The 23,064-nt window shown below is 37.1% G+C and carries 24 protein-coding genes and 1 tRNA gene; 6 read left to right on the forward strand and 19 right to left on the reverse strand.

Features of this window, described 5'->3' with window-relative positions; all coding sequences use genetic code 11:
* Position 1 precedes the first annotated feature (1 nt).
* Positions 2-1,891 carry a selenocysteine-specific translation elongation factor gene (gene selB, locus KUV80_RS04785; RefSeq protein ID WP_222461524.1) on the reverse strand — a complete coding sequence of 630 codons (1,890 nt, stop codon included), beginning with the start codon at positions 1,889-1,891 and terminating at the stop codon, positions 2-4.
* Between the two features lie 384 nt (positions 1,892-2,275).
* Between selB and KUV80_RS04790 the strand changes: the two genes are divergently transcribed.
* Positions 2,276-2,372 (forward strand) — tRNA-Sec (locus KUV80_RS04790).
* Between the two features lie 25 nt (positions 2,373-2,397).
* Positions 2,398-2,823, forward strand: coding sequence for a DUF2621 domain-containing protein (locus KUV80_RS04795; RefSeq protein ID WP_222461525.1), 426 nt, complete (start codon positions 2,398-2,400; stop codon positions 2,821-2,823).
* A 573-nt stretch (positions 2,824-3,396) separates the two neighbouring features.
* Here KUV80_RS04795 and KUV80_RS04800 read toward each other — a convergent pair.
* From KUV80_RS04800 to yneA, 14 genes are all read right to left on the reverse strand, one after another.
* Entirely contained in the window at positions 3,397-3,861 is a 465-nt protein-coding gene (locus KUV80_RS04800) for a CcdC family protein (RefSeq protein WP_222461526.1), read from the reverse strand.
* A 2-nt stretch (positions 3,862-3,863) separates the two neighbouring features.
* Positions 3,864-4,322, reverse strand: coding sequence for a Na(+)/H(+) antiporter subunit B (locus KUV80_RS04805; protein WP_338083479.1), 459 nt, complete (start codon positions 4,320-4,322; stop codon positions 3,864-3,866).
* A gap of 27 nt (positions 4,323-4,349) precedes the next feature.
* Positions 4,350-5,060, reverse strand: a complete 711-nt coding sequence (locus tag KUV80_RS04810) for a cytochrome c biogenesis CcdA family protein (protein WP_222461528.1) — start codon at positions 5,058-5,060, stop codon at positions 4,350-4,352.
* A 103-nt stretch (positions 5,061-5,163) separates the two neighbouring features.
* The gene (locus KUV80_RS04815) at positions 5,164-6,012 is read right to left on the reverse strand and encodes a M15 family metallopeptidase (RefSeq protein WP_246625023.1); all 849 of its coding nucleotides are present in this window, start codon (positions 6,010-6,012) and stop codon (positions 5,164-5,166) included.
* Between the two features lie 141 nt (positions 6,013-6,153).
* A complete protein-coding gene (locus KUV80_RS04820; protein ID WP_222461529.1) occupies positions 6,154-7,959 on the reverse strand; it encodes an ABC transporter transmembrane domain-containing protein in 1,806 nt (601 codons plus the stop codon).
* Positions 7,956-9,707, reverse strand: coding sequence for an ABC transporter transmembrane domain-containing protein (locus tag KUV80_RS04825; RefSeq protein WP_222461530.1), 1,752 nt, complete (start codon positions 9,705-9,707; stop codon positions 7,956-7,958). The genes KUV80_RS04820 and KUV80_RS04825 overlap by 4 nt, the downstream gene beginning before the upstream one ends.
* 117 nt (positions 9,708-9,824) lie before the next feature.
* Positions 9,825-10,877: a tRNA 2-selenouridine(34) synthase MnmH gene (mnmH, locus tag KUV80_RS04830; protein WP_222461531.1), complete on the reverse strand. Its 1,053-nt coding sequence runs from the start codon at positions 10,875-10,877 to the stop codon at positions 9,825-9,827.
* An 87-nt stretch (positions 10,878-10,964) separates the two neighbouring features.
* Positions 10,965-11,183 (reverse strand): YneF family protein, encoded by a 219-nt coding sequence (locus KUV80_RS04835; RefSeq protein WP_222461532.1) that lies wholly within the window; start codon positions 11,181-11,183, stop codon positions 10,965-10,967.
* A 78-nt stretch (positions 11,184-11,261) separates the two neighbouring features.
* A complete protein-coding gene (gene sirA / locus KUV80_RS04840; protein ID WP_222461533.1) occupies positions 11,262-11,702 on the reverse strand; it encodes a sporulation inhibitor of replication protein SirA in 441 nt (146 codons plus the stop codon).
* Positions 11,703-11,854: 152 nt separating this feature from the next.
* A complete protein-coding gene (gene tkt, locus KUV80_RS04845; protein ID WP_425308220.1) occupies positions 11,855-13,858 on the reverse strand; it encodes a transketolase in 2,004 nt (667 codons plus the stop codon).
* 166 nt (positions 13,859-14,024) lie between these two features.
* The gene (locus tag KUV80_RS04850; RefSeq protein WP_222461535.1) at positions 14,025-14,309 is read right to left on the reverse strand and encodes a HesB/YadR/YfhF family protein; all 285 of its coding nucleotides are present in this window, start codon (positions 14,307-14,309) and stop codon (positions 14,025-14,027) included.
* A gap of 115 nt (positions 14,310-14,424) precedes the next feature.
* The gene (locus KUV80_RS04855) at positions 14,425-14,664 is read right to left on the reverse strand and encodes a DUF896 domain-containing protein (protein WP_222461536.1); all 240 of its coding nucleotides are present in this window, start codon (positions 14,662-14,664) and stop codon (positions 14,425-14,427) included.
* Positions 14,665-14,726: 62 nt separating this feature from the next.
* On the reverse strand, positions 14,727-15,371 hold the full coding sequence (locus KUV80_RS04860) for a YneB family resolvase-like protein (RefSeq protein ID WP_222461537.1): 645 nt from the start codon (positions 15,369-15,371) through the stop codon (positions 14,727-14,729).
* Between the two features lie 21 nt (positions 15,372-15,392).
* Positions 15,393-15,659, reverse strand: a complete 267-nt coding sequence (yneA, locus tag KUV80_RS04865) for a cell division suppressor protein YneA (RefSeq protein WP_222461538.1) — start codon at positions 15,657-15,659, stop codon at positions 15,393-15,395.
* Positions 15,660-15,818: 159 nt separating this feature from the next.
* Between yneA and lexA the strand changes: the two genes are divergently transcribed.
* From lexA to KUV80_RS04880, 3 genes are all read left to right on the forward strand, one after another.
* Entirely contained in the window at positions 15,819-16,433 is a 615-nt protein-coding gene (lexA, locus tag KUV80_RS04870) for a transcriptional repressor LexA (protein ID WP_222461539.1), read from the forward strand.
* Positions 16,434-16,762: 329 nt separating this feature from the next.
* Entirely contained in the window at positions 16,763-16,957 is a 195-nt protein-coding gene (locus tag KUV80_RS04875) for a hypothetical protein (RefSeq protein WP_222461540.1), read from the forward strand.
* Positions 16,958-17,188: 231 nt separating this feature from the next.
* On the forward strand, positions 17,189-17,740 hold the full coding sequence (locus KUV80_RS04880; RefSeq protein WP_222461541.1) for a cysteine hydrolase family protein: 552 nt from the start codon (positions 17,189-17,191) through the stop codon (positions 17,738-17,740).
* A gap of 133 nt (positions 17,741-17,873) precedes the next feature.
* On the opposite strand, the gene KUV80_RS04885 is transcribed toward KUV80_RS04880, so the two are convergent.
* The 4 genes from KUV80_RS04885 to KUV80_RS04900 all read right to left on the reverse strand — a co-directional run bounded on the left by KUV80_RS04885 (position 17,874) and on the right by KUV80_RS04900 (position 22,221).
* Positions 17,874-19,346: a protein adenylyltransferase SelO gene (locus KUV80_RS04885; RefSeq protein ID WP_222461542.1), complete on the reverse strand. Its 1,473-nt coding sequence runs from the start codon at positions 19,344-19,346 to the stop codon at positions 17,874-17,876.
* A gap of 137 nt (positions 19,347-19,483) precedes the next feature.
* Positions 19,484-20,041 (reverse strand): GNAT family N-acetyltransferase, encoded by a 558-nt coding sequence (locus tag KUV80_RS04890; RefSeq protein WP_222461543.1) that lies wholly within the window; start codon positions 20,039-20,041, stop codon positions 19,484-19,486.
* Positions 20,042-20,074: 33 nt separating this feature from the next.
* Entirely contained in the window at positions 20,075-20,698 is a 624-nt protein-coding gene (locus KUV80_RS04895; protein ID WP_222461544.1) for a YdbC family protein, read from the reverse strand.
* Between the two features lie 173 nt (positions 20,699-20,871).
* The gene (locus KUV80_RS04900; RefSeq protein WP_222461545.1) at positions 20,872-22,221 is read right to left on the reverse strand and encodes a S8 family peptidase; all 1,350 of its coding nucleotides are present in this window, start codon (positions 22,219-22,221) and stop codon (positions 20,872-20,874) included.
* A 269-nt stretch (positions 22,222-22,490) separates the two neighbouring features.
* Between KUV80_RS04900 and KUV80_RS04905 the strand changes: the two genes are divergently transcribed.
* Positions 22,491-23,051, forward strand: a complete 561-nt coding sequence (locus KUV80_RS04905; RefSeq protein WP_222461546.1) for a hypothetical protein — start codon at positions 22,491-22,493, stop codon at positions 23,049-23,051.
* Positions 23,052-23,064: the final 13 nt, after the last annotated feature.

Raw genomic sequence — 23,064 nt, forward strand, 5'->3', positions numbered from 1 at the left:
ATTACACCCATTTCCTCAAATTTGCATCCCTCACAGTATACCCTTTTAAATCTATACATTCCAAAATAGGAATCAGAAACTTTCTTGAAAGATTAAGCGCAGTTTTTGCTTCTTGAACAGAAAAGCTTTCATTTGTTTTACTTTTCAAAATTTTAACTCCGTTTATAAAAACATTGCTGCTAATTAGAACCTCGTCAAATAAAACCTCTGCCATTCCATCTTTGACTAGATAATATTTAAAATCCATATACAACTCATCTGGTAGCTGCTGGTTTTTATATACCGAAAGAAAATCAAGTGGTTCAAATCCCATTCTTTCTAATTCATTTACAGCCTGCGACATCCGTTTTTCCCATTTTTGTGGATAATGAGGAACAAAATCTGGCAAATGGACAAATTGATCGGTAATTCTAATAGTAGATTTTTGTAACAACCGCTCAACCAAACCGGTAATCACTTTCTGTTGAAGTGCTCCTTTTAAAGATTGCACGATCTCTGCTTTCGGGATGCCTTGACGTAAGGGATTTTCCTCGTGGAAAGCATTTAACTTCCTTGTTAATTCTTCCTCTAAAGATTGAATCGTAACGTTTGTCGCATAATAGCCACTTATGTGATGAACAGTATGAGAGTTTAACAGATCTTCCAGTATGCCATTCATTTGTTGATCTTCTATGCCCGTTAACTTCATGATTTCTTTATCGGTTAAAGTCCCCTCATTTTGTAACACTTGCAAGACTCTCTCTACTGGAGTGCCTTCAAACTTCTCTCTTAACAGGTTTACGGTGCTTGAACCGAACTTATAATGAGATGCGTTTGGATCAATTACTTCGCCGCCACCGATCGTTTCTTCAGGAGAAGGACGTCTAATAATAAAACGGTCACCACGTTTCGTTACAATAGGTTCATTTAATCGTACTTGACAAAAAACCTGATCCACTGAACGTTCAAGTTCATTCCGATCAAAAAGAATGAGTTTTCCCATAACTTCTGAAGTACCTGTGTAAAACTTAATTTGAGAGCGCTGTTTAATCTTACCTGACCAATCCTTCCCTGTAGTAAGGACAAGATCAACCGTATCGGTAATTGAAAAAACTTGCGGGGATACTAGTACATGTCCTCTTTTCCAATCAGCCTTAGAACCGCCTGAAAGATTTATCGCAGCTCGCTGACCCGCTTTTGCCGTTGAGACACTTTCTTTATGGACTTGTAACTTACGAATCTTAACTAACTCATTCCCAGGTTGTATTTCCAGCTCGTCTCCTTCATGAACTTCACCTTCATAAACCGTACCTCTTACAACTGTTCCTTGTCCTTTTACAGTAAAAATATGATCGATTGGCATACGGAAAGGACCTAGTGCCGATCTTGTTTTTGTAACTTTTAATCGGTCGGCCATTCTCTGCTTTAATTCTTCAATGCCATTTAAAGAAAGACTATCTACATAATGTATCGGAAACGTTTGAAAGATGGAATCATTCGTAAGCTCAGTTATATCGTCTTCAATGAGCATTTTCATTTCTTCATCGATTAAATCTGATTTTGTAACAATAATCATACCGTTTTGAATATCAAGAAACGACAAGATTTCAAAGTGTTCCCTCGTTTGAGGCATAACTCCTTCATCGGCAGCAATGACGAGTAATACCAAATCGATACCTGCTACACCTGCAATCATTTGGCGAATTAATTTTTCATGTCCAGGAACATCGACGATTGAAGTATGAATTTCCTTAGTTAATGGAAAAGGAGCGAAACCAGGTTCGATTGTAATCTTACGTGCTTTCTCTTCTTTAAGGGTATCCGTATCAACTCCACTTAACGCTTTTGTCAGTGTTGTCTTCCCATGATCGATATGCCCTGCCATGCCGATTGTATAATAGTTAACTGTCATCTTTTAACCACCTATGTACATACTCTATACAACTTTATGAAATGCTTTAGTAAATTACAAGAATTAAGCTTGGAATTTTTTGCGATTCTTAAAATCGTAATTAAACTCATTATTTCCCAAATCTTTATACGTCACTGCATAAATATTCAGGAATGTATACCCACAGGTTATCCACAATAAAAGTTATGCACAGTTGTCCACAGCCTGCACTGTTATAGTGAATATGAAAGACTGTTATATTCGAAAACCTGTTATAGTGTATTTTACCTTCTGTATCAGTCAGGGCTTTTTCGACAAATCTCGCCTTTTTCCTGTCGATAAGTGATATACCTTGTCCTTTGAACCCTGTATCATGTATAATGTGTCAAGAGTGATTAAAGTTATGGGGCCAGTTGTGTAGCTGGTGCTTACCTAGGTCTTCAAAACCTTTTGGGAGGCGCGTGCCGTCTCCGGTGGGTTCGATTCCCACATGGTCCCGCCAAATTTATACATATGAGGTGGACGCATTGTCTGGATGGTTCATCACCTTTATCGTGTTATGGTCCGTTTTTTTGTTTAGCATGTTTGCCATTGGCGGCTATTTTATGTTTCGAAAATTTTTAAAACGCCTTCCCAAAGAAGATGGAAAATCGATTTTGGACTGGCAGGAACATTATATAAACGAAACGATCCACTTGTGGAATGACGAACAGAAGAAATTATTAAACGAATTAGTCGCTCCTGTTCCTGAATTATTCCGAGATGTAGCAAAAGAAAAAATTGCTGGAAAGATCGGTGAGCTTGCTTTAGAGGAAAATGCGAGTGCAATGACTGAGGACTTGATTATAAGAGGGTACATTATAGCTACCCCTAAGCGTGATCATAAGTGGCTGATCAAAACATTAAAAAAGAAGAATATCGATCTTAAACCTTATCAATCTTTACTCGCGTAAAAACCCTGAATTGGTAGAGGGCACTGAAAAACTCCCTATTAATATGTTGAATGCGGGGATCTCCGCTTCAGGGTACATGCTTTCCGCGGGGCGGGCGGTGAGCCCCCTGACGCTTCGCGCCTTTAGTGGTCTCACCTGTCCCACTCGTCCCGCAGGAGTCAGTACCCTTCTGCTACAATCCCCACAAGTTAGTATAAAAAAAGATCAAACCAGCTTAGAGTTGGGTTGATCTTTTTTCTATAAAATAAAAAAACAAATATTGGTCTCAATGCTCTTCAGTCCCTATATGGTCTTTATGATTTAATTTGCTTCTAGAAAATAAGACTCACCCATGAATAAGCTTGTAGATTTTTCGTTTGTCTATGATGAACTAAAGGACAATTATTGTCATAACAACGACAGGATACCTATTATACCAACCAGTCGTTCAAATATTTGTTGTTAAAGGTCAAAAAACAAGGGCTTCGCAAGTGATTTTCATGCGAAGCCCTTGTTCTTTTCTGATTAAAAAGAAAAACCGTTGAAATTCAACCGGTTTTTCAGTGGCCACGAATTCGTCTCAGGGGTTTTTCTTTATAATGCGATTTCGTTTCTTTTTTTAATGAACAAAAATAGCATCGCTAAACGCCAAGGTAAGATCATTCCAAAGGCTACAACGAAAAACAAAGAGCTCGTTTCAAAATAGGAGATGGATGTTCCGACATACCATTTTAACGCTAAACGGATGGCGAATAATCCAATAATAATGAAAATAAACGCCTTTGATCGTATTAAGTAAACATCCTCCCCCTTTATCTCAAACTTACTGGTCATAATCAGAAAGATTGAGAACATGATTCCGACTAGAAAGGCCTCCCCTGCTTCGATCCATGTGATTCGAAAAAAAGGAATTACAAACATGAGAAATCCGGTACTCATAAAAAGCGGTGGAAGGATAATCTTTTTTAGCGTAACCGGTTCTCTTGTTTCTCTCATTCTAAAGTTAAAAATGATGATACCCATAAGTATGGCAAAACATGTACTCGCAACAAAAAACACGGTCAGTTCCCTTCCTCTTCTACTTTTTCTATTTTATCTTCTGCTATAGAAAGGATTATTGTCATGGTCACTCCGATAACCGTTAAATATACACCTAAGTCAAACAACATCGCCGTAGCAAGTTCGGTTTTTCCTAACAATGGCAAATAAAAATAACCGAAAGTATGGCTTAAAAAGGGTACGCCTAAAACAAAAGAACCCGCACCAGTTATTACAGCCGTGAGCAAACCTGCTGCAATCATATAATTAAAGTTGATTGGTAAAATTCTATGTACTGGTTTAAGTCCATATGAAACATAAAGCAACAAAAAGGCTCCGGCTCCCATAAGACCACCTATAAATCCCCCACCTGGAGCATTATGTCCTGAAAATAACATATTTACTGAAAAAGCTAAAATAACGAATACGATAATGTTGGTCGTCGTTTTTAAGATTAGGTCGTTTGATCTTGATTGCATGATGATGTGATTCTCCTTTCTTCGTTGCGCTTAAAAACCTTGAAAGCCTCCGAAAACCCTGTTTATTAAAAAAGAGGTAAATTGAGTCATCCAATTAAAATATAGTAAAACACCCATTATTACCATCAAACCTCCACCAATTTTCATAAATTGACGGTTAAAGCGTTTAATTGGTTTTAGTTTGTCCAAAAAGAAGCTTAACACAAAAAATGGAACAGCAAATCCTAAAACATAAGCGATCATATACGTTAATGAAGCAGCAGGGTTTGAAACACCAAGTGCGATAACACCTGCCAGAATGGGTCCCATACATGGCGTCCAGCCTGCGGCAAATCCAATTCCAATTAATACGGACCCCACATATCCAGTAGGTCTGGACTGGAATTTAAGCTTCTTATCCTTCATTAAAAAAGTAGGTGCTATAAATCCCATTACAACAAGACCGAAAAAGACGATAACAATTGCCCCGATCTGCCTTAACAAAGATTGATAGGATACAAAAATATCACCGATAAATGTTGTAGATAGCCCAAGGACGATAAAAATAACCGAGAATCCTAACAAGAAAAATGAGGTATGTAATAGCGCCCTTCTCCTAAGCATACCTTGTTCTTCTTTTAATTCTTGAACAGAAATGCCCGTAATATAGGATAAAAAGGCTGGGTAAAGTGGCAAACAGCACGGGGAAATAAACGATAATACCCCTGCTCCAAATGCAAGCCAAATATTGATATCAGTCATCTTCGCAGAAACTCCTTTAATTGTTCTCTCTCTATCTTAAAGGGTACAGCCTTTTTGTTCAATCTTAAAGAAAGACAGCTTTCTATAAAAGCTGTCTTAGAAATTATGGTTTTTGCAGGTATTCTTCCAGCGTTATCCCTTTATTATGGATTTCTTTCGCATGCTTTACTCCAACATATCTTAAGTGCCAAGGCTCATACTCATAGCCAGTTATGTTCTCTTTACCTTTGAGGTATCTAATGATAAATCCATATTGATGAGCGTTTTCAGCAAGCCATTTTCCTTCTTTCGTTTCACCGAACTTCTCCACTAATTCATAGTTTACTTCTGGTGAAGTTACATCTAACGATAGACCAGTCTGATGTTCGCTCTGTCCAGGCTGTGCACTCGTTTGGTTTGCTTGTTCTTCTCCGTATTGATTGGCATTATAAGCAAAAATGGAAACTTGTGTCTCATATGAGCGATAACCTGACTGCGCAAGCAGCTGTAATCCTTGCGTTTGGGCATCTTTAAAGAGTTCTTCCACTGCACGTGCTGCTTCTTCTCTTAATTGCTTTTTAGGCAGGTCCTCTTTGAAAGGAAAAGGCACATTTGGAATGACTAGATCTTTTGGTTCGTAATCTTCTGGCAGATTTCTTTCTTTATTTGCAACAATCAACAAATCATCTAAGTTTTGAATAATTGCTTTTCCATCACCTGAAACCGTCACTGTTTCTTCGAGCCAAGGTAGATCGGCTTCTTGAGATGGATGGTCCTTGCCATGAGTTACATCTGGTTGAGACGGAGTTTGGTTTGTCTCGTCCTCTTTTTTTGTTTCTTTGTTTTTAGGGGTAGTTTCTTTTGAATCGTTAAAAGCAGAGTCCCATTGGTTTTGTGCCCATTGAAGAGGTTCGCAAGCAGAGAGGATTATTACGCTGCCGATTATCATTGATGTTTTGACGTATTTCTTCAAAGCATTCTCATCCTTTATTTCATTTGTATGTATGCTATCTTATCATAGGATAATTTGCAAATATGTCAATGAGGAAAAGGACATCTTCATCCTTTATAAAATTATGGTATACAAAAAAGAGGAACCGAAAAAATCCGGCTCCTAGCTAACCTCATCAACAGAATCAGATCCATGCTGTAAGAGGAACATTTTATGATAAAGTCCTCTTTCTCTAAGCAGTTCCTGATGAGTTCCTCTTTCTACAATTTCCCCTTTATGAAGAACCAATATCAAATCCGCATCTTGTATCGTTGAAAGTCTATGTGCGATTGCGATCGTGGTTCTTCCATTTCGCATTTTATGAAGTGCGGTCTGAATCTCTTCCTCTGTTTCAGTATCAATATTTGCTGTCGCTTCATCTAAAATTAAGATTTGAGGTGAAAACGCCATCGTTCGCGCAAAAGAGATTAACTGTCTTTGACCACTTGAAAAAGTTGACCCACGTTCCCCGAGTTCAGTGTGATACTGCTGGGGTAATTTTTCAATAAAGGTCGAAGCTTGAACGAACCTAGCCGATTCTTTTACTTCTTCATCTGTTATTTTATCATTATACAATCTGATGTTTTGCCTGATATCTCCAACAAACAAGAAGGGATCTTGCAGAACGAGCCCAATCTTTTTACGTAACTCTTTATTTTCGTATTGTGTCAAAGAAACTCCATCAAGTAAGATTTCGCCTTTTTCAATATGATAAAAACGCATTAGCAGATTGATGATAGAGCTTTTCCCGCTCCCCGTATGTCCAACTAATGCCACCGTTTGCCCAGGAAGTGCGGTGAATGATATATTCTTCAATACCTCTTGTTCCCCATCATAGGAAAAGGACACATTATTAAACTCGATTTTCCCTTGGTTAATAACGGGTTTCGCATTGCCTGCTTTAACGGGTGCAGCTTCTTTTTCATCCATGATTGTAAAAACTCTTCCTGCCGAAACGATTGCTTGCTGAAAGATAGAAAGCCGCATCATCATCATGTTTACTGGTTCAAAGAAACGATCCAAGTAATTAATAAAAGCGTATATCACACCGATCTCTACGGCAGAATCAAATGATTTAATCCCAAAAAAAGAAAGTATTAACAGAAGAGCAAACATATAGACAAGATCAACAGCAGGGCGAAGCAGCAACCCGTTATATTTTATATTGCGCATCTGTGCATCGTTATGCTCTTTATTAATGGCCGCAAATTCGTTACGTAAACGCTTTTGCTGATTAAACACTTGGACAATGGACATCCCCTGTAGTGATTCATTCAACTTCGCATTTAACTGGCTAAGCTTTTCTCTCATCTCATAAAACGATTTTGAACTGTATTTTCGATATAACCACATAATACACACAATGATTGGTAAAATCCCTAAACAAAACAAAGCCAGTCTAACGTTTAAGTAGAACATAAATCCGAAAATACCGAACAGAAAAACAATGTTTTGCACAAATGTTGAAAGAACACTTACATATAAATCTTTAACAGCCTCCGTATCGTTTGTAATTCTTGAAACGAGACTTCCGACTGGTGTTCGATCGAAGAACTTTAACCCTAAGGAGTGGACTTTTGAGAAGATCTGTATCCTTAACGTTTGGATTATATCTAAAGCTACAGATTGAAAAAGAACAAACTGAACATAATTGATTCCTGCTGAAACGAAAATGAGAGACAAATAACTTATCGCAAGCAGCAATAAAGCCTTTTGATCAAAAATTCTCGGTGTTAAATAATCGTCTATGAATGTTTTCACCAAAATCGGTCCTGTTAGTTCAGCAACTGTAGCAAAGATTAAAAGAATAAAAGCAAGAGTTAACCGTTTTTTGTGCATTTTGATATAAGACATGAGCCTCTTAAAAACAGCCCATTGATTCATCTGCAGCAATTCTTCTTTTGTTTGCAGGTTATCTGATTGATTCATCCTTTTTCACCCCCTTGCGCGATCAGTGTTTCAAGAGCTTGCCTTTCATACGTCTCTTTATACCAGCCTTCAACCCCTAATAAAGAATGATGTGTACCTCTTTGTGCGATCGTTCCGTTTTCTAATACGATAATCAAATCGCAATGGGCAATAGAGGAAAGTCGATGAGCGGTAATGATTGTTGTTTTATTTTGTCTTTTTTTCTTTAAGTTTTGAAGAATGTCTTCTTCTGTTTTAGCATCTACTGCGGAAAGAGAGTCGTCTAATATTAGAATCTCAGGGTTCGTAATAAGAGCTCTAGCGATTGAGATTCTTTGTTTTTGACCTCCTGATAACGTAACACCCCTCTCCCCTACAACGGTTTCATAGCCATATTTGAACTGAGAAATATCCTGATGGATGGACGCCAGTTGTGCAGCTTCTTTTATCTCTGAAAAAGGAGAATCAATCCTAGCAAACGCGATATTTTCTGCGATCGTTGCGGAGAACAGAAAATGATCTTGAGGAACATAACCTATTGCTGCTCTTAATTGATCTAACTTATAATCACTAATATCCATTCCGTTTAGGATGATGTCATCTCGATTTAAGTTAAATTCCCGTAAAAGCAGTCGGCATAATGTTGTTTTTCCGCTGCCCGTTTTTCCGACAATTCCAAGCGTCTGCCCTTTCTCTAACGTAAAATGAATAGTTGACAGTACTGGTGTATTTTCCACATAGCAAAATTCTTCTAAGTGAAAAGATATGTCTCCGTTAGGAGGAACATTCACCGATCCTTTATCCTCGATCTCTTCGTTTACTGCGAGCAATGCTTCCACTCGATCATAGGAGGCTCTCCCTCTTTCAACAATGTTGAACAGCCATCCAAATGCTAACATCGGCCAGATCAACAATCCGAGATAGCTAGTGAACGAAACAAGCTGTCCTATCGTCAGTTCGTTGCGAATTACAAGGACGGATCCATAACTGACAGCCAAGAAAAAAGAGATTCCGATAATAAGAGAGATGGTTGGGTCAAATAATGAATCAATTCGAGCTACAGCCATATTCTTTTTTACAGCGTCTTGAGAAAGAGATGTAAAACTATTAATATCGTCCTCTTCTTGTCCAAATGCCTTTATTACACGTGTTCCTGATATACTCTCCTGCACCTTATCATTCAAGGTCGAAAAAGCTTCTTGTGCACGGTGAAATCTTTTATGTAGAAGTGTTCCGTATTTATTCGTTGCCCAAGCCATGACAGGCAATGGCAACAAGCTAACCAAAGTCAGCTTCCAGCTAATCGTCGATGCCATCGCGATCAATGTAAAACCGCCCATCATTAAGGAATCGACTAAAGTTAGCACTCCATCCCCAGCAGTTTGCTGAATGGCTTGGAGATCATTGGTTGAATGCGCCATCAGGTCTCCCACTCGGCGTTTTTGATAAAATTCCTGTGATTTTTTTGTAAAGTGTTTATATAATCTATTCCGGAGAAGCATTGAAAGCTTTACAGCAGCACCGAATATTAAGATTCTCCAAATATAGCGAAGGACATAGATTCCTATGGCGATTCCAATAAGCAAACCTCCAAACTGCCATAGCAGCTCATCCGTCAATGACCCTTCTTTAATATGGTCAACGATTAAACCGACAATTTTTGGGGGCACTAATAGCCCAAGTGAAACAAAGGCTAGCATTACGATACCACCTAAATATCGCCATTTTTCTTGTTTGAAGTACCACATTAATTGTATAAAGACTTTCAATTGCTGTTCCCCCTTGTATGCGTATCAAAAACAAGTATAGTTTACCAATATATGAAAATTCAGAAAAGAAAAAGTTTAAAAAAAGAGGCCTCTTTATTATAAAAGGCCTCACTGATTTTATTGGAAAAGCAATGTATTTACTTTTATTTTTATTTGATTGTAAAGATGATCAAATGACTCACCTTGCACGTGCAGACATTCACTATCGTATTTTTGTTCTGCAAAATTATACTTCGGATCATAATAATTTTCGAGTAAAAAGGAAACGACTTCTTCATAATCTGATTGACTAAGAGCTTCATGTATTCCCGTCATGATTTCAGGATGAATTCTTTTCGTAAGCTTCGTGATCGCTTCTTTAATCTCTTCTTTATATAGATGAGGATCGTACACATCACAGATGTATTTCACTCTCATTGGAAACGGAATAGTAACGTGAATTCGTGTACCTGAATACTTACCTTCTAACAAAAAATCAGGAACTACAACTCTGCCAATTCTTTTACTCTCTGATTCAATAATTAAGGTAGCTGAAGTTTGAAGTTGTTGTAATCGCTCATAGAGCAACGATTCGAATTTTTTTTGAGAAGCAGGGTCTTCTCCAATCCTACCAAAAATGGATCCTTTATGGCCTGCCATTTTTTCAAGGTTAACAACGGGGTAACCTTCACTCTCTAGTCTGTCGAGAATTTTGGTTTTCATTGTGCCCGTATAGCCTTCAATAACAATAATCTGTTTTGGGAATTGCTCAAATCGTTCCAACAGTTCCTCAACACGTTTTCTGTATGAACGAATACCGCCCTCTAGCTGCAAGCACTTAATCCCCATCATATTCATGGTTTGAGCGATACTTTTAGAGCGCATACCACCCCTGGCGCAATAGATAACGACTTGCTTATCAGGGTTCTGTTCTATTTTTTCTTTTATACGTTTAAAGAAATGGGGCAGCTTCGGTGATACGATCTCAAGTCCCCGTTCCATTGCTTTTTCTTTACTGACCTGTTTATATATCGTACCGATCTCTGCTCTTTCCTCATTAGAAAAAATACTTAAACGCTCGGCTCCAGGTATATGGTATTCTTCATGTTCTTTCGGAGACCTGACATCAAAAAGCAAATGTGACTCTGCATCTATTTCATCTAACGTGATAATTTGTATATCCGTGTTCAAAACCATCATCATCCCTTTTATTGATGCAATCATTTCGTTAGTAAGAACGAAAACAAGCACCCGGTTTTGCCGAGGGTGCTTGTACACTTACTTCATTTGTTTGTTCATAGCCTGCATCATTTGGTTAATTTTCTTTTGCGAAGGCTTCTGACCCATCTGCATCATCATCACACGCAACATATTTTCATTAATCGGTGGATTTTTTTGTAAATAACTCATCATATACTTGCGGGCAATAAAAAATCCGATCGCAACTCCGGCAATCAGTGATAAAGCAGCCACAAGGATTATCATACCAGTACCCATTGTTAAAACTTCCTCCTTCGTGTTGTCTAGAACTAGTTTACTACAAGTTATAGGTCACATACAAGAATGGAAAGTTATTTATGTAGCATATACTCTATTCAATTTAAAAGGAGACAGCCATCCAAATTTTCTATCCCCATAATCCATCGCTAAAAAATAAGGCTCAAAATGCCTTAATGCTTCAAAAATGATCGTTTCCGCTTCAAAATTCCCGATACTGTATACATGCAGATGATTTTTCGTAAGTTCGATACGAGCTGAGCTATTTTTACATTGCAGCGTGTATGAATGACCTTCATAACGCCATTCATAGGTTCCACTAAATTGTTGAAAAAAATGTTCTTCTAATTGAGAGACAGACAATAATGAAGTTATGTAGCTGATCTGTTTTTGCAATATGTTTTTAGAAATCCCGGAAGTTCGCTGTTCTTCAAAAAATAATTGAAACAGTTTATTTTCCTTCCCATAATAGCAATGAGCAACTTCTTTTGTGATCAGATAAATAAAAAACTCTCTCATAGTAAAGCTCCTCTCAAACTGCTTTGCTGAAAGTATATACAAAACGAGGAGAAAAACTTGTCTAAAAAACAAAGTAAAACATCACTATTTTTGTCGAAAAACATAAAAAAGAAGGTTTTCCATCGAAAACCTCCTTTAAATCTTCACTATTCTTATTTATTTAGCAGTTTCTTTACACGTTTCACAACATTTTCAGGTGTAAATCCATATTCTTTCATGATCACTTCACCAGGAGCTGATGCACCAAATGTATCGATGGCAAGTGTATCACCATCTAGACCGACATACTTATGCCAGCCAAGAGATGCACCCATCTCAATCGCTAAACGTTTTGTAATATGTTTAGGCAGTACGGATTCTTTGTAAGCTTCATCTTGCTTATCAAAGCTTTCCCAAGATGGCATTGATACAACTGATGCATGAATGCCTTCATTCTTCAGTAATTCTTGAGCTTCAATGGCTACATGTACTTCTGATCCAGCGGAAAGAAGGAGAACTTCTGCTTCAGACTCAGATGGAGAAACGACATATGCCCCGCGTTTAACACCTTCATATGCTTTTTCTTTTGTATGTTTTAAGATAGGAAGATCTTGACGGCTTAATACCAATGCCGTTGGTTGATTTTTACTTTCAACAGCAATCTTCCATGCTGCATTTGATTCATATCCGTCAGCAGGACGAATCAGATTGAGATTTGGAAGAGCACGCAATGAAGCAAGCTGCTCAACTGGCTCATGAGTTGGGCCATCCTCTCCGACCATTACACTGTCATGTGTTAACACATACGTTACAGGAAGACCCATTAAAGCAGACAATCGAATGGCCGGTCGTACGTAATCAGAGAAAACAAAGAAAGTTCCTCCATAAACTTTCAGCCCGCCATGAAGGGCCATTCCGTTAAGTGCTGCTCCCATTGCGAACTCACGCACACCAAACCAAATGTTTCTTCCGCTATAATCATTTCTGCTAAAATTCATTTCACCTTCAAGCAAGGTTTTGTTGGAACCTGCTAAATCTGCAGACCCTCCAAAGATTGCAGGAACGTTCTTAGCAAGTACATTTAGGGCTTTACCTGCAGAAGAACGAGTCGCAATCGCTTTATCAAATTCTGGCATATTTTGATCCCAGTTTTCAGGTAAATCGCCTTTGATTGCAAGATTCAGTTCTTGAGCTAATTCAGGATATTTTTCTGAATAAGCTTTATACGTATTGTTCCATTCTTCTTCTTTCGATTGACCTTCTTTTTTAAGCTGCTCAAAATGAGCTTTTACTTCTTCTGGTACATGGAAATCATTTTCAAAAGTCCATTTGTACGCTTCTTTCGTTAATAAAATCTCATCTTTACCTAGTGGTGCACCGTGTGAAGCAGATTTACCTGATTTATTCGGTGACCCATGTCCAATAACCGTTTTCACTTCAATAAGAGTTGGCTTATTTAATTCTTCTCGAGCCTCAGCTAATGCTTTTTCAATTTCTTCTAAGTTTGTACCATCTTCTACATATAGAACTTGCCATCCATATGCTTCAAATCGTTTTTGGATATCTTCAGAGAAGGAGTGATGAAGATCACCATCTAAAGAAATATCGTTAGAATCGTATAACACGATCATTCTCCCTAGACCGAGATGGGCTGCAAGTGAGGCTGCTTCTGATGAAACACCTTCCATTAAATCACCATCGCCACAAATGGAATACGTGAAATGATCAATAATATCAAATTGTTCTTTGTTGAATTTTGCAGCCAAGTGACGTTCAGCCATAGCCATACCTACTGCCATCGCAATACCTTGTCCAAGCGGTCCAGTAGTAGCTTCTACCCCAACCGTATGACCGTATTCTGGATGACCTGGGGTTTTGCTTCCCCATTGTCTAAATTGCTGTAAGTCTTCAATCGTTAATCCATAGCCACTCAAGTGAAGTAAGCTATACAATAGCATCGAACCGTGTCCAGCTGATAATACAAAGCGGTCTCGATTGAACCACTCGGGATTTGATGGATTATGGTTCATGAATTTTGTCCAAAGACTGTATGCCATTGGAGCAGCACCCATTGGCATACCTGGATGGCCTGAATTCGCCTTTTCTATGCTGTCAATTGAAAGTGTACGGATTGTATTAATTGCTAATTCATCAATATTACGTGACAAAAAAATCATCCCTTCATATGTACTAAACAGTTTTGACTTTCATAATAAACGTTCACGTTCATTTAGACAAGATATACACTTCGTTATTTTACCATTACCCTCTTCAATTCATACAAAAACCGCCTGAAACCATCCCAACGAAGTCGTTGTTATAGTACAGGCGGTCGATTATGGACTATGCTAAGCCAGGTATGTGGCATGAAAAATAATCTGTTTTTTCATCATAATCAAGTTTCATATTTTCAGCAAACCATTTTTCTTCAGATCGGACAAAGAATGGAACACCTTCTACTTCCTGAATATAATCATTTTCATGAGGTATAGCAGGAGTAACTCCTAGTGAAAAACCACCAGAATCTCCACTTCCTGCATATTTTACAAATAAACGCAAACCTTCTTTAGCCCCCAACTCAATGTCTTTATAAAGGTTGGCCGCGGCACTTGAGATTGAAAAAGTCAAAATATTCTCCCCTTTCAAGGTTGTTATATAACAGTATATACGATTAATAAAAGATTGCAACAGAAAAAAATGCCTATTTGCAGTTTTGCAGATAGGCATTTTGTATGAGTGTGTATTACTGTTTAAGGTTGTTTTTATTCATCTTGCTTTTCTTTAGTTTTTCTGGAGTTACATCATCTCCGTTTGGATCCACAAACGTCACTCCATGTAAGTCTTGGACAAAAGATTTCCGAAAGACTTGTAAATATTCTTCTCTGAGTTTTTTTTGCTCTATTTTTTCAGCTTGAGTTAAATTAGTTTCTTTTGATTTTCTAGAAAGTTCATTGATTCGTTGCATTTTATCCTTTGATAACATGTGTAAAAACTCCTTTAAAAATTACTCTTTCATACTATCCTACATGAGTAGTAAAGGAATTTCTAGTTATCCGTATTTTCCATATATTCCCTATACCTTCGGTGCACTGTGGCTTTAGATACATCATACCCTAGACCTCTTAACGTTAAGGCAATATCATAAAAGGTCAGCTTCATAGCTTTCAACCGGACAATTTCAGAAATGGGTAATTCCTTTTTATCACGGCCTCCCCCTGTAATATGTTTGAGGTTTTTTTGAGGTCTGTAGCCGGCTTGAACCGCTTTTCTCATACCGCGTTTGATTTTCATATTATGTAGTTTCCGCTGATATTCTTCTACCGTTGATACAATATCCAGAACCATTTCATCTGCTTCCGTTAATGAATATTCTCCGTTATTTGAAAGAGTAAACACTTTTATGTTGTTTTTTATAAGCTGATGAAGGATCGCCATCTTAGCCTTACCTCTGCCTAAACGAGTATCATCTTGAATGAGAAGGGATTGAAATTTTCCTTCTCTAGCCATATCGAGGATATTTAATAATTCATCCCTGTCTAATGAATAGCCGCTCGCCTTTTCAGCGAAACAATCGATTACTTCCATTCCATATTGAAGGGCTAACTTTTCAAGTTCAGATTGCTGTCTTTCAATAGATGTAGTTTGTTCTTCCTTTTCTGTACTCACTCTACAATAAATGATTGCTTTCATAGATGTTAACCTGCTTTGTTCTTATTTATTTACCGGAATGACTACCTTTTGACCCGGAAAAACAGCAGAAGCATTTACACTGTTTTTTTTCTCGACCCACTTGATAAACTCCCAGTTTGAGTAATGATGTTTTGCATTATATTCTTCTGAAAGACTCCAAAGGGAATCTCCTTCTTCAATCGTAACTTCTATATATTGTGTATCTTGTGATGCAAGATTTGATAATGTAAAAAAGATTCCACCAATTAAACTTAAAAATACTATAACATGCAATGTTCCTTGTTTCATGTCCATTTCCCCTTCCAACAAACATTTGTTCGTATCTTCTGCTTATATCATAACTGGAACGTTTGTTCGGTGTCAACTATTTTTTCGAACTTATGTTTGTATCTGGAGAATAGCCATGCTATACTTTTTATAGATAAAACTACTGGTGAGGTGCTTAAAATGACTAAGTTATCCAGACGTCAATTGGATATCCTGGCTTTTATAAAAGAAGAAGTTTCCCAAAAAGGATATCCCCCCTCAGTAAGAGAAATTGGGGAAGCAGTTGGACTTGCTTCAAGCTCAACTGTGCACGGACATTTAGCAAGATTAGAAAAAAAAGGACTCATCCGAAGAGATCCGACAAAACCAAGAGCAATCGAAGTATTAGGTCTAGAGGATAATTTACCTTCTGTTAGATCCGTTTCAATACCGGTTATCGGTAAAGTAACAGCTGGTCTTCCGATTAGTGCGGTAGAAAATGTTGAGGAGTATTTCCCACTGCCTGAACATATTGTAGGCGATGAGAATGTGTTCATGCTTACTGTAGTTGGAGACAGTATGATTGAAGCCGGTATTTTTAATCGCGACTTAGTTGTTGTAAAACAGCAGCCGACTGCTAATAATGGAGACATTATCGTAGCTATGACGGATGAGGATGAAGCAACCGTTAAACGCTTCTTTAAAGAGAAGAATCATATCCGACTTCAGCCTGAGAATTCCTCTATGGAACCTATCATTCTGCAAAGCTGTACCATCTTAGGCAAAGTTATTGGAGTTTATAGAAGCATTCACTAATTTAATCAATCGTACGGTAAAGAAGCAGCTCCATTAAATGTAGCTGCTTCTTTTTTCTCTCAAAAAAAGAACCTGCAATAAATAAATGGTTCAATTAACATTAGAGAAACAATAAGAATTTCAAGAATAAAAACTCAAAGGTTATATTCTTCTTAAAAAATTCCATTAATCCAATAATCAGTTGCTATTGTCGCTTCGTTATCTCAGATGTGATTTATCTGTAACAAAAAAATGTAATAATAAGTAATTTATGTTAATGTTTACATATATAGATAATTTATCAGATACTGGCGGTTTAATGAAAATTTAGTACCTGAGTGAGGTTAGCTATGAAAAACAACAAAATTGCACTATTTGTTTCTTTTATAGTATTAGTAGGTTTTCCAATTCTTTTTCTCTTCATATCGATGTATACAGGGCAGTGGGGTTATCTTGCATGGAGTATTCCGCCTTCCTTTATTGCGGGATTTACTGGTTTGATGATAACGCTTAAGCAAATAAAAAAAGAACGGTATAGGGCGTAACGATATCTCATCTAATTCATTAAAGAGGACTTTCTAAAAAAAGATCAGAGCAATAGGATATGGTATTTGAATCAATTTCTTTCATTAATTCATCTTAATCTTCGCTCTTTTCGTAAAGTTTGTTCTCTTTTAAATGGTATTTTTGATTTATGAAGAATATAAAATGTTAAAATATAGAAAACAGAATTGATATAAGGTAAGAGACTTTCTTAATTATAAGGGGATAACGATATGAGTATAGCTCTACTTGTACTTGATATTCAAAAGGGATTTATTGGTGATAAAGCTCGGATGCCAGTAGCAAAACATCAAATAGAACCAATGTTAGAAAGGGTTAATGAAATTGTAGAAAAAGCTGATAGTCAAGATATTCCAGTTGTATATATAGGTAATGAATATGAATCTAACCAATTTATTGTGAATTTCTTAACCAAAAATTCAGCATTAAAAGGAAGTGAAGGAGCTGAATTAGATGATAGATTGCTAAGGGTGAATGATTTATATTTTTCAAAAAACAAAGGGAGTGCATTGAGTAATTTAGAACTTGTTTCATATTTAATTTCTAATGAGATTAAGCATATAGTAATTGTCGGCTTATTTACAGAGGCTTGTGTAGCCTCCACAGCACTTGACTCCATCAGAAGGAATTTTACTGTAACAGTAGTAAGAGATGCAGTTGCAAGTTCGAATGATGCAAAAAGAGAGAAAGCATTAAAGTTTCTAAATAATAAAGGAATTACGGTTATGGACTCAACAAAATTTATAGAGTTGTTTCGTCAATAACAGTGATATCTTGAATTTTCTTTTTCCGAGACCCTTTGGAACTCTATAGGAATTAATTATAAAGTAAAAGAATGCCGCTTTATGAGAAGACAGCATTCTTTTACCTAAAGGACAAAAAAGCATTTCGCTTAAATCATGTCCCACAAAATGTTCGATAAGGACTAGTTGAAGTGGGCAACGTTGAGTAATTAACTTGTTCGGGAGAATGAGCGTAAGGATTTGAGAGAACTTCAAGGAGTCTCATCATTACACTGTAGTCTCCTTCCTTTACGGCTGCTTCAAGGGCTTCTTCTACCCTATGGTTTCGAGGGATTACAGCAGGATTGCTGTTTCGCATCAATTGATGTGACATCGATTTCGATTCCTCTTGTCTTCCTCGTCTTGCCTGCCACTTTTCATTCCATTGGGCAAATTCCTCGCTATTAAACAATTTGGTATCCTTCCTGTTATCAAAAGTTAATGCTAGAAATGTATTCGTATAATCTGTACGATACTTTTTCATTATCTCAAGAAGATCGCCAATTAGGGATTCATCCTCTTTCTCTTCATTAAATAAGCCCAGTTTTGCTCTCATTCCTGTGAACCAATGGATATGAAACAACTTGCCAAAATTAGAAATTGCATCCTGTGCCATTTCAACAGCCTTTTCTTGATTTTCATCAAAGAGAGGTAATAGGGTTTCTGCAAATCGAGCGAGATTCCAACCAGCAATGCTCGGCTGGTTGCCATAAGCATATCGGCCCTTAGTATCAATCGAACTAAAAACCGTTGCCGGATCGTACGCATCCATGAAAGCGCAAGGACCATAATCAATTGTTTCTCCACTGATCGTCATGTTGTCTGTATTCATCACCCCATGGATAAACCCAACAAGTTGCCATTTTGCCAGCAGACTAGCCTGTCTTTTGATTACCTCTTTAAACAAGTTAAGATAACGGTTGTCATCCTCTTTTACATCTGGATAATGACGCTTTATAGCATAATTCGCCAACGCTTTAAGTTCATCCACTGTTCCAAATTGCGCAGCATATTCAAAGGTCCCAACACGGAGATGACTTGAAGCAATACGAGTTAAAATTGCTCCTGGCAACTCTGTTTCTCGAATGATGGACTCACCGGTTGTTACTACTGCTAAACTGCGAGTCGTCGGAATGCCAAGCGCATGCATAGCTTCGCTAATTATATATTCTCGTAGCATAGGTCCTAGTGCAGCTCGGCCATCACCTCCACGCGAATATGGAGTTCTACCTGATCCTTTAAGCTGTATGTCAACTTGTTCACCTTGGGGAGTTATCTGCTCGCCAATCAGCATAGCCCTTCCGTCCCCTAACCTATTAAAATATCCGAATTGATGGCCCGCGTATGCTTGAGCGAGCGGCAAAACACCTTCAGGAGTCTCATTGCCTGAGAGCACCTTTATACCCGCTTCACTTTGGAGCACATTCATGTTCAACCCAAGTGATTTGGCTACCGGTTCATTAAGTATAATTAACGTTGGTGATTGTACTGGGTTTGGGTTGAGATGAGTAAAAAATGTTTTCGGCAGACTCGCATAACTGCTTTCTAAATTCCATCCTGTTTCAATAATTTCTTCTCTCTTAGTCATCCAATCTTCCTTTACTTTTTGTAGTGTCAAAATTTATCTTCTACTTGTCTAATTTATTATTCCCTTTTCACATAAAGATAGCACTCATTATGTATTATTAAGTGTTAATCGACAATTCGCCTGATGTTTTAACTGCATTATCCTCTATGCCTATTAAGAAACCTTCCCATTATTACGGTATTGTAGTAATTTCCGTCAGATAATTTTTTATCTTGTTCTAAAATACCTTCTACTTCAAATCCATATTTTTTATATAGCTTAATGGCTTTATCATTGGTCTCAAGAACATTTAAAGTTATTTTGTTAATTCCATTTGAATCTGCCCAATGAACAGATTCTCTTAAAAGGTTTTCCCCTATCCCATTACCCCAATATTCTTTTAATACACAGACTCCAAATTCGACCTTATGAGAACTTCTTTTTAACTTGTTGCCTTCACATCTAGAAAAACCTACGATGTTTTTATTAACTTCAGCAACTAAGAAGAGGTTATTCGGATTTTCTGTATCCTCTTTAATGATCTGTATAAAATCGGATTCCCTTAGGAATGCCTCTCCCTTTTCTTTATCTAAATTTTCTGTCTCGCCATCTATTTGCAATCGTGCTTCTGACAAGCTTTTTGCATCTATTTCTACTGCAGATCTAACAACATAACGTAGATTACGAATGATTAAATCTTTTTGAATCACTTTCACGTTGACACACTCTTTTCTGTAGGGAAGAATTCTCTATAAAACACTCCAAGTTTCATTTAGCTTTAATACTGATCCTTGGATTTCAATAACGTCATCTTTTACATTTGATAGTTTCATCAAATATGGCAGTGTATGATCCATATAGTTTTGATGTGAATTTTTATTTCTCCATAAAGAAACCACTAGATTATTTTGTTGATTATTTTCACAAAACACACCTGCTAACATGTCTTGGTGTGCAGACATTCCTTCATTCCAAATTTCTTTCTGCATATCTTCAAAATGCTTTCGTCTATCCTTTTTGACTATGCATAATCCTATTCGCATCATTTTTGTATATTTTAACATCTGTATCACATTGTTCTCATTGCAATTAAATTTCTTTTCAAATATCTCTACTGATATACTATCATATGTATTCTTTTGATTATTTTCGTTGAAAATCCTATCATGCTTAAAGTCCATAAAAAATTGATATGAAGGTAGATCCCTCCAAAAAGAGATAATTCCTGCTTTTGATGGCCGATCTATGTCCCAACCGCCAACTTGACCTAAAAATCCATCAATATTGCTTAGTAGTTTCCATTGCTCTTGAGCATAAGAAAAAGCTATTCTTTTATGTTCTGGCACTTCACAATTAATCCATTTTATTAGCATTACGTCACCTATTTTTTATTTTTTTAAAACCGTCTAAATGCAAAACTTTCCTATAAATACTAATTACTAGTGTCCATGGGGTAATTATTCATATGACCTTAAATGCTCTTAAATGCTAGTTTAAATGACAAAAAAAAGCAGGGCTATGGCAATAGCACCCGCTTCACATTGAATTAATTCAAGGCGTTAACAGCATTAATCAAACCAAAACCTGATTCACCATCATAACCTCGTTTAAAAATATCTTCAGAAGAAGCTTGAATTAAATGCTTCACTTGTGATGGTGAAAGTTTATCTTTACCATGCTGTGCAATAATCACACCTGCGAGTGCAGCTGTTTTTGGAGCAGCCATAGATGTACCACCCTTATAGCCATACTTTCCGCCCGGAATAGTGCTCAAGCAAAGGTATGTGACATCTCTTCCTGTTCTTGTTACAGGATCATAATTAGGTCCAAGGTCGCCACCAGGAGCCATCACATCAATTTTCCCAACTCCATAATTAGAATAGAAAGCTAGGTTCTTCAATTGACCACCTGCAGAAACTCTGATCATAGTCTGGCTGCTTGGACTACGGTGTGTTGCTCCTTTGTCATCACCAGATAGTTTACCAGGAGAGCTGATATCGACTCCATTATTTCCAGCAGAACCGACTACTGTTACCCCTTTTTTAATCGCATATTGAATGGCTCTATTAAACAAGCGAACATCTGCTACGACTTCTTTTGTTGCATAATCAGGATCCTGGAACCAATCGTATCCGCCTAGCGACATGTTAACGACATCAACGTTATCATCTGCAGCCGTCATTAGTGCGTCTGCAATATGAGAAGTTTCCGCTCCACCTGTTGGACCAAATACACGGTAAGCTGCCACTTTCAAATCTGGACCAACACCCATGACACGACCTTTAGCAGCAATAGATCCGGCTACATGTGTTCCGTGTGAGTTCTCGTCCATTGCATCAGGATAACCGGGAACAAATGACTTACCGTATGCATAGTTATCCTTTAAATCGGGGTGATTATAATCAATTCCTGTATCAATAACCGCTACAACGATATCATTTCCATCTACCGATTTACCAGTTCCCCCAGGAAGATTCCAAGATTCTCCGTTATTCGTAACTTGTTTAATATCCCATTGGGAGGTGTTATATAAATCTGCACCCTGTCCATATTGGCTCACTATAGCCGTTTCCTCTACGGCTGCCATGTCCGGTTGCACAATATTTTGAACACCTGCTTCTAAAACTGTATTCGATTTCTTGATATCAGAAAGGAAGTTTGGATTATGAGAAACAACCTCTACAGCCCCTAGCTTGTCTAATTTAGATTCGATCTGACCGCCAGCTTTTGATATTTCACTTCCGTATCCTGCAGGCAACTTGTCTTGATCCTTAAAAATTACTATGTATTTCTTTTCTTGGCCGAGTTCAGCGTTAACAGAAAAAGGGCTACCGCTAAAAGCCACTGATGCTCCGAGGGTAAGTGCAAGTGCGGTTGTTACAAATTTATTTTTCATGTTTTTAAATTCCTCCTTTGTATTCTATTAATAATTATAGTTATTTTTCATATATTTACAATTAGTTTTTAGAATATTATTAAAATTTAATATTTTAAGAAAATATTAAACTGCCATGAATATGGTATCCATTCTTTTACTTGCATTTTAGGATGAGTGAAATTCTATTGTATCAGTAAGGAAAAATGGTTATTGATAGCTCTAATTCTATTTATGATAAATTAAGATTATCGTTATGTATGGTAATAACCTAACTAGGAGAGAAGAAATTGAAAACCCAATATTTTGTGCAATACTCAGACATTAGTATAATAAATGATTATGCCCTTCCAAAAGATATGTTTAAATCAGTGGATGTTGGAATTAGAAAGATAGAAACCGACTTTCTTTTTACGTTGGTTCAAAATATATTCGGATTGTCTGTATTCTTTGTGCTGGAATCTGTGATTTTTAAACATAATGAAAAGACTATTTCGGAAAATAATATACCTTACTATAAATTTGCTTCTGAAGGAATGATTATCAATATTGATTCGGTTGACACACTAGAAATGATATGTAATATTACGGTCGATTTAGTTTTAAATGGATTAAACGTGTTTATTTTCTTTGGGCAAGGACTTTCTGAAGAGAATTTAGTTCCATCAAGAAACTGGGACAAGCCTATTGAATTTAAACACCTTGATTTTGAAAAGGTTGATACATTTATTGATGTATACGAGGTTGGGCTTACTATATTTAGTAAGAATGACAAATTCTGCTCACCTAGAAAAGTTGCACACTGTATATCGAAAGCATACTCGCTTGATGTGGAAAACAGTGACATTTGAGTATAACATCTCT

This window comes from Fictibacillus nanhaiensis, assembly GCF_019801215.1.
GTDB classification, from domain to species: Bacteria; Bacillota; Bacilli; order Bacillales; family Fictibacillaceae; genus Fictibacillus; species Fictibacillus nanhaiensis_C.

Excerpts from the sequence above, each read along its gene's own strand:
- KUV80_RS04885 (WP_222461542.1), bottom strand. The coding sequence starts at position 19,346 with ATGACTAAGAGAGAAGAAATTATTGAAACAGGATGGAATTTAGAAAGC.
- KUV80_RS04900 (WP_222461545.1), bottom strand. The coding sequence starts at position 22,221 with ATGAAAAATAAATTTGTAACAACCGCACTTGCACTTACCCTCGGAGCA.
- tkt (WP_425308220.1), bottom strand. The coding sequence starts at position 13,858 with ATGATTTTTTTGTCACGTAATATTGATGAATTAGCAATTAATACAATC.
- yneA (WP_222461538.1), bottom strand. The coding sequence starts at position 15,659 with ATGAAACAAGGAACATTGCATGTTATAGTATTTTTAAGTTTAATTGGT.
- sirA (WP_222461533.1), bottom strand. The coding sequence starts at position 11,702 with ATGAGAGAGTTTTTTATTTATCTGATCACAAAAGAAGTTGCTCATTGC.
- KUV80_RS04835 (WP_222461532.1), bottom strand. The coding sequence starts at position 11,183 with ATGGGTACTGGTATGATAATCCTTGTGGCTGCTTTATCACTGATTGCC.
- lexA (WP_222461539.1), top strand. The coding sequence starts at position 15,819 with ATGACTAAGTTATCCAGACGTCAATTGGATATCCTGGCTTTTATAAAA.
- selB (WP_222461524.1), bottom strand. The coding sequence starts at position 1,891 with ATGACAGTTAACTATTATACAATCGGCATGGCAGGGCATATCGATCAT.
- KUV80_RS04875 (WP_222461540.1), top strand. The coding sequence starts at position 16,763 with ATGAAAAACAACAAAATTGCACTATTTGTTTCTTTTATAGTATTAGTA.
- KUV80_RS04860 (WP_222461537.1), bottom strand. The coding sequence starts at position 15,371 with ATGAAAGCAATCATTTATTGTAGAGTGAGTACAGAAAAGGAAGAACAA.
- KUV80_RS04880 (WP_222461541.1), top strand. The coding sequence starts at position 17,189 with ATGAGTATAGCTCTACTTGTACTTGATATTCAAAAGGGATTTATTGGT.
- KUV80_RS04810 (WP_222461528.1), bottom strand. The coding sequence starts at position 5,060 with ATGACTGATATCAATATTTGGCTTGCATTTGGAGCAGGGGTATTATCG.
- KUV80_RS04895 (WP_222461544.1), bottom strand. The coding sequence starts at position 20,698 with ATGCTAATAAAATGGATTAATTGTGAAGTGCCAGAACATAAAAGAATA.
- KUV80_RS04820 (WP_222461529.1), bottom strand. The coding sequence starts at position 7,959 with ATGAATCAATCAGATAACCTGCAAACAAAAGAAGAATTGCTGCAGATG.
- KUV80_RS04855 (WP_222461536.1), bottom strand. The coding sequence starts at position 14,664 with ATGTTATCAAAGGATAAAATGCAACGAATCAATGAACTTTCTAGAAAA.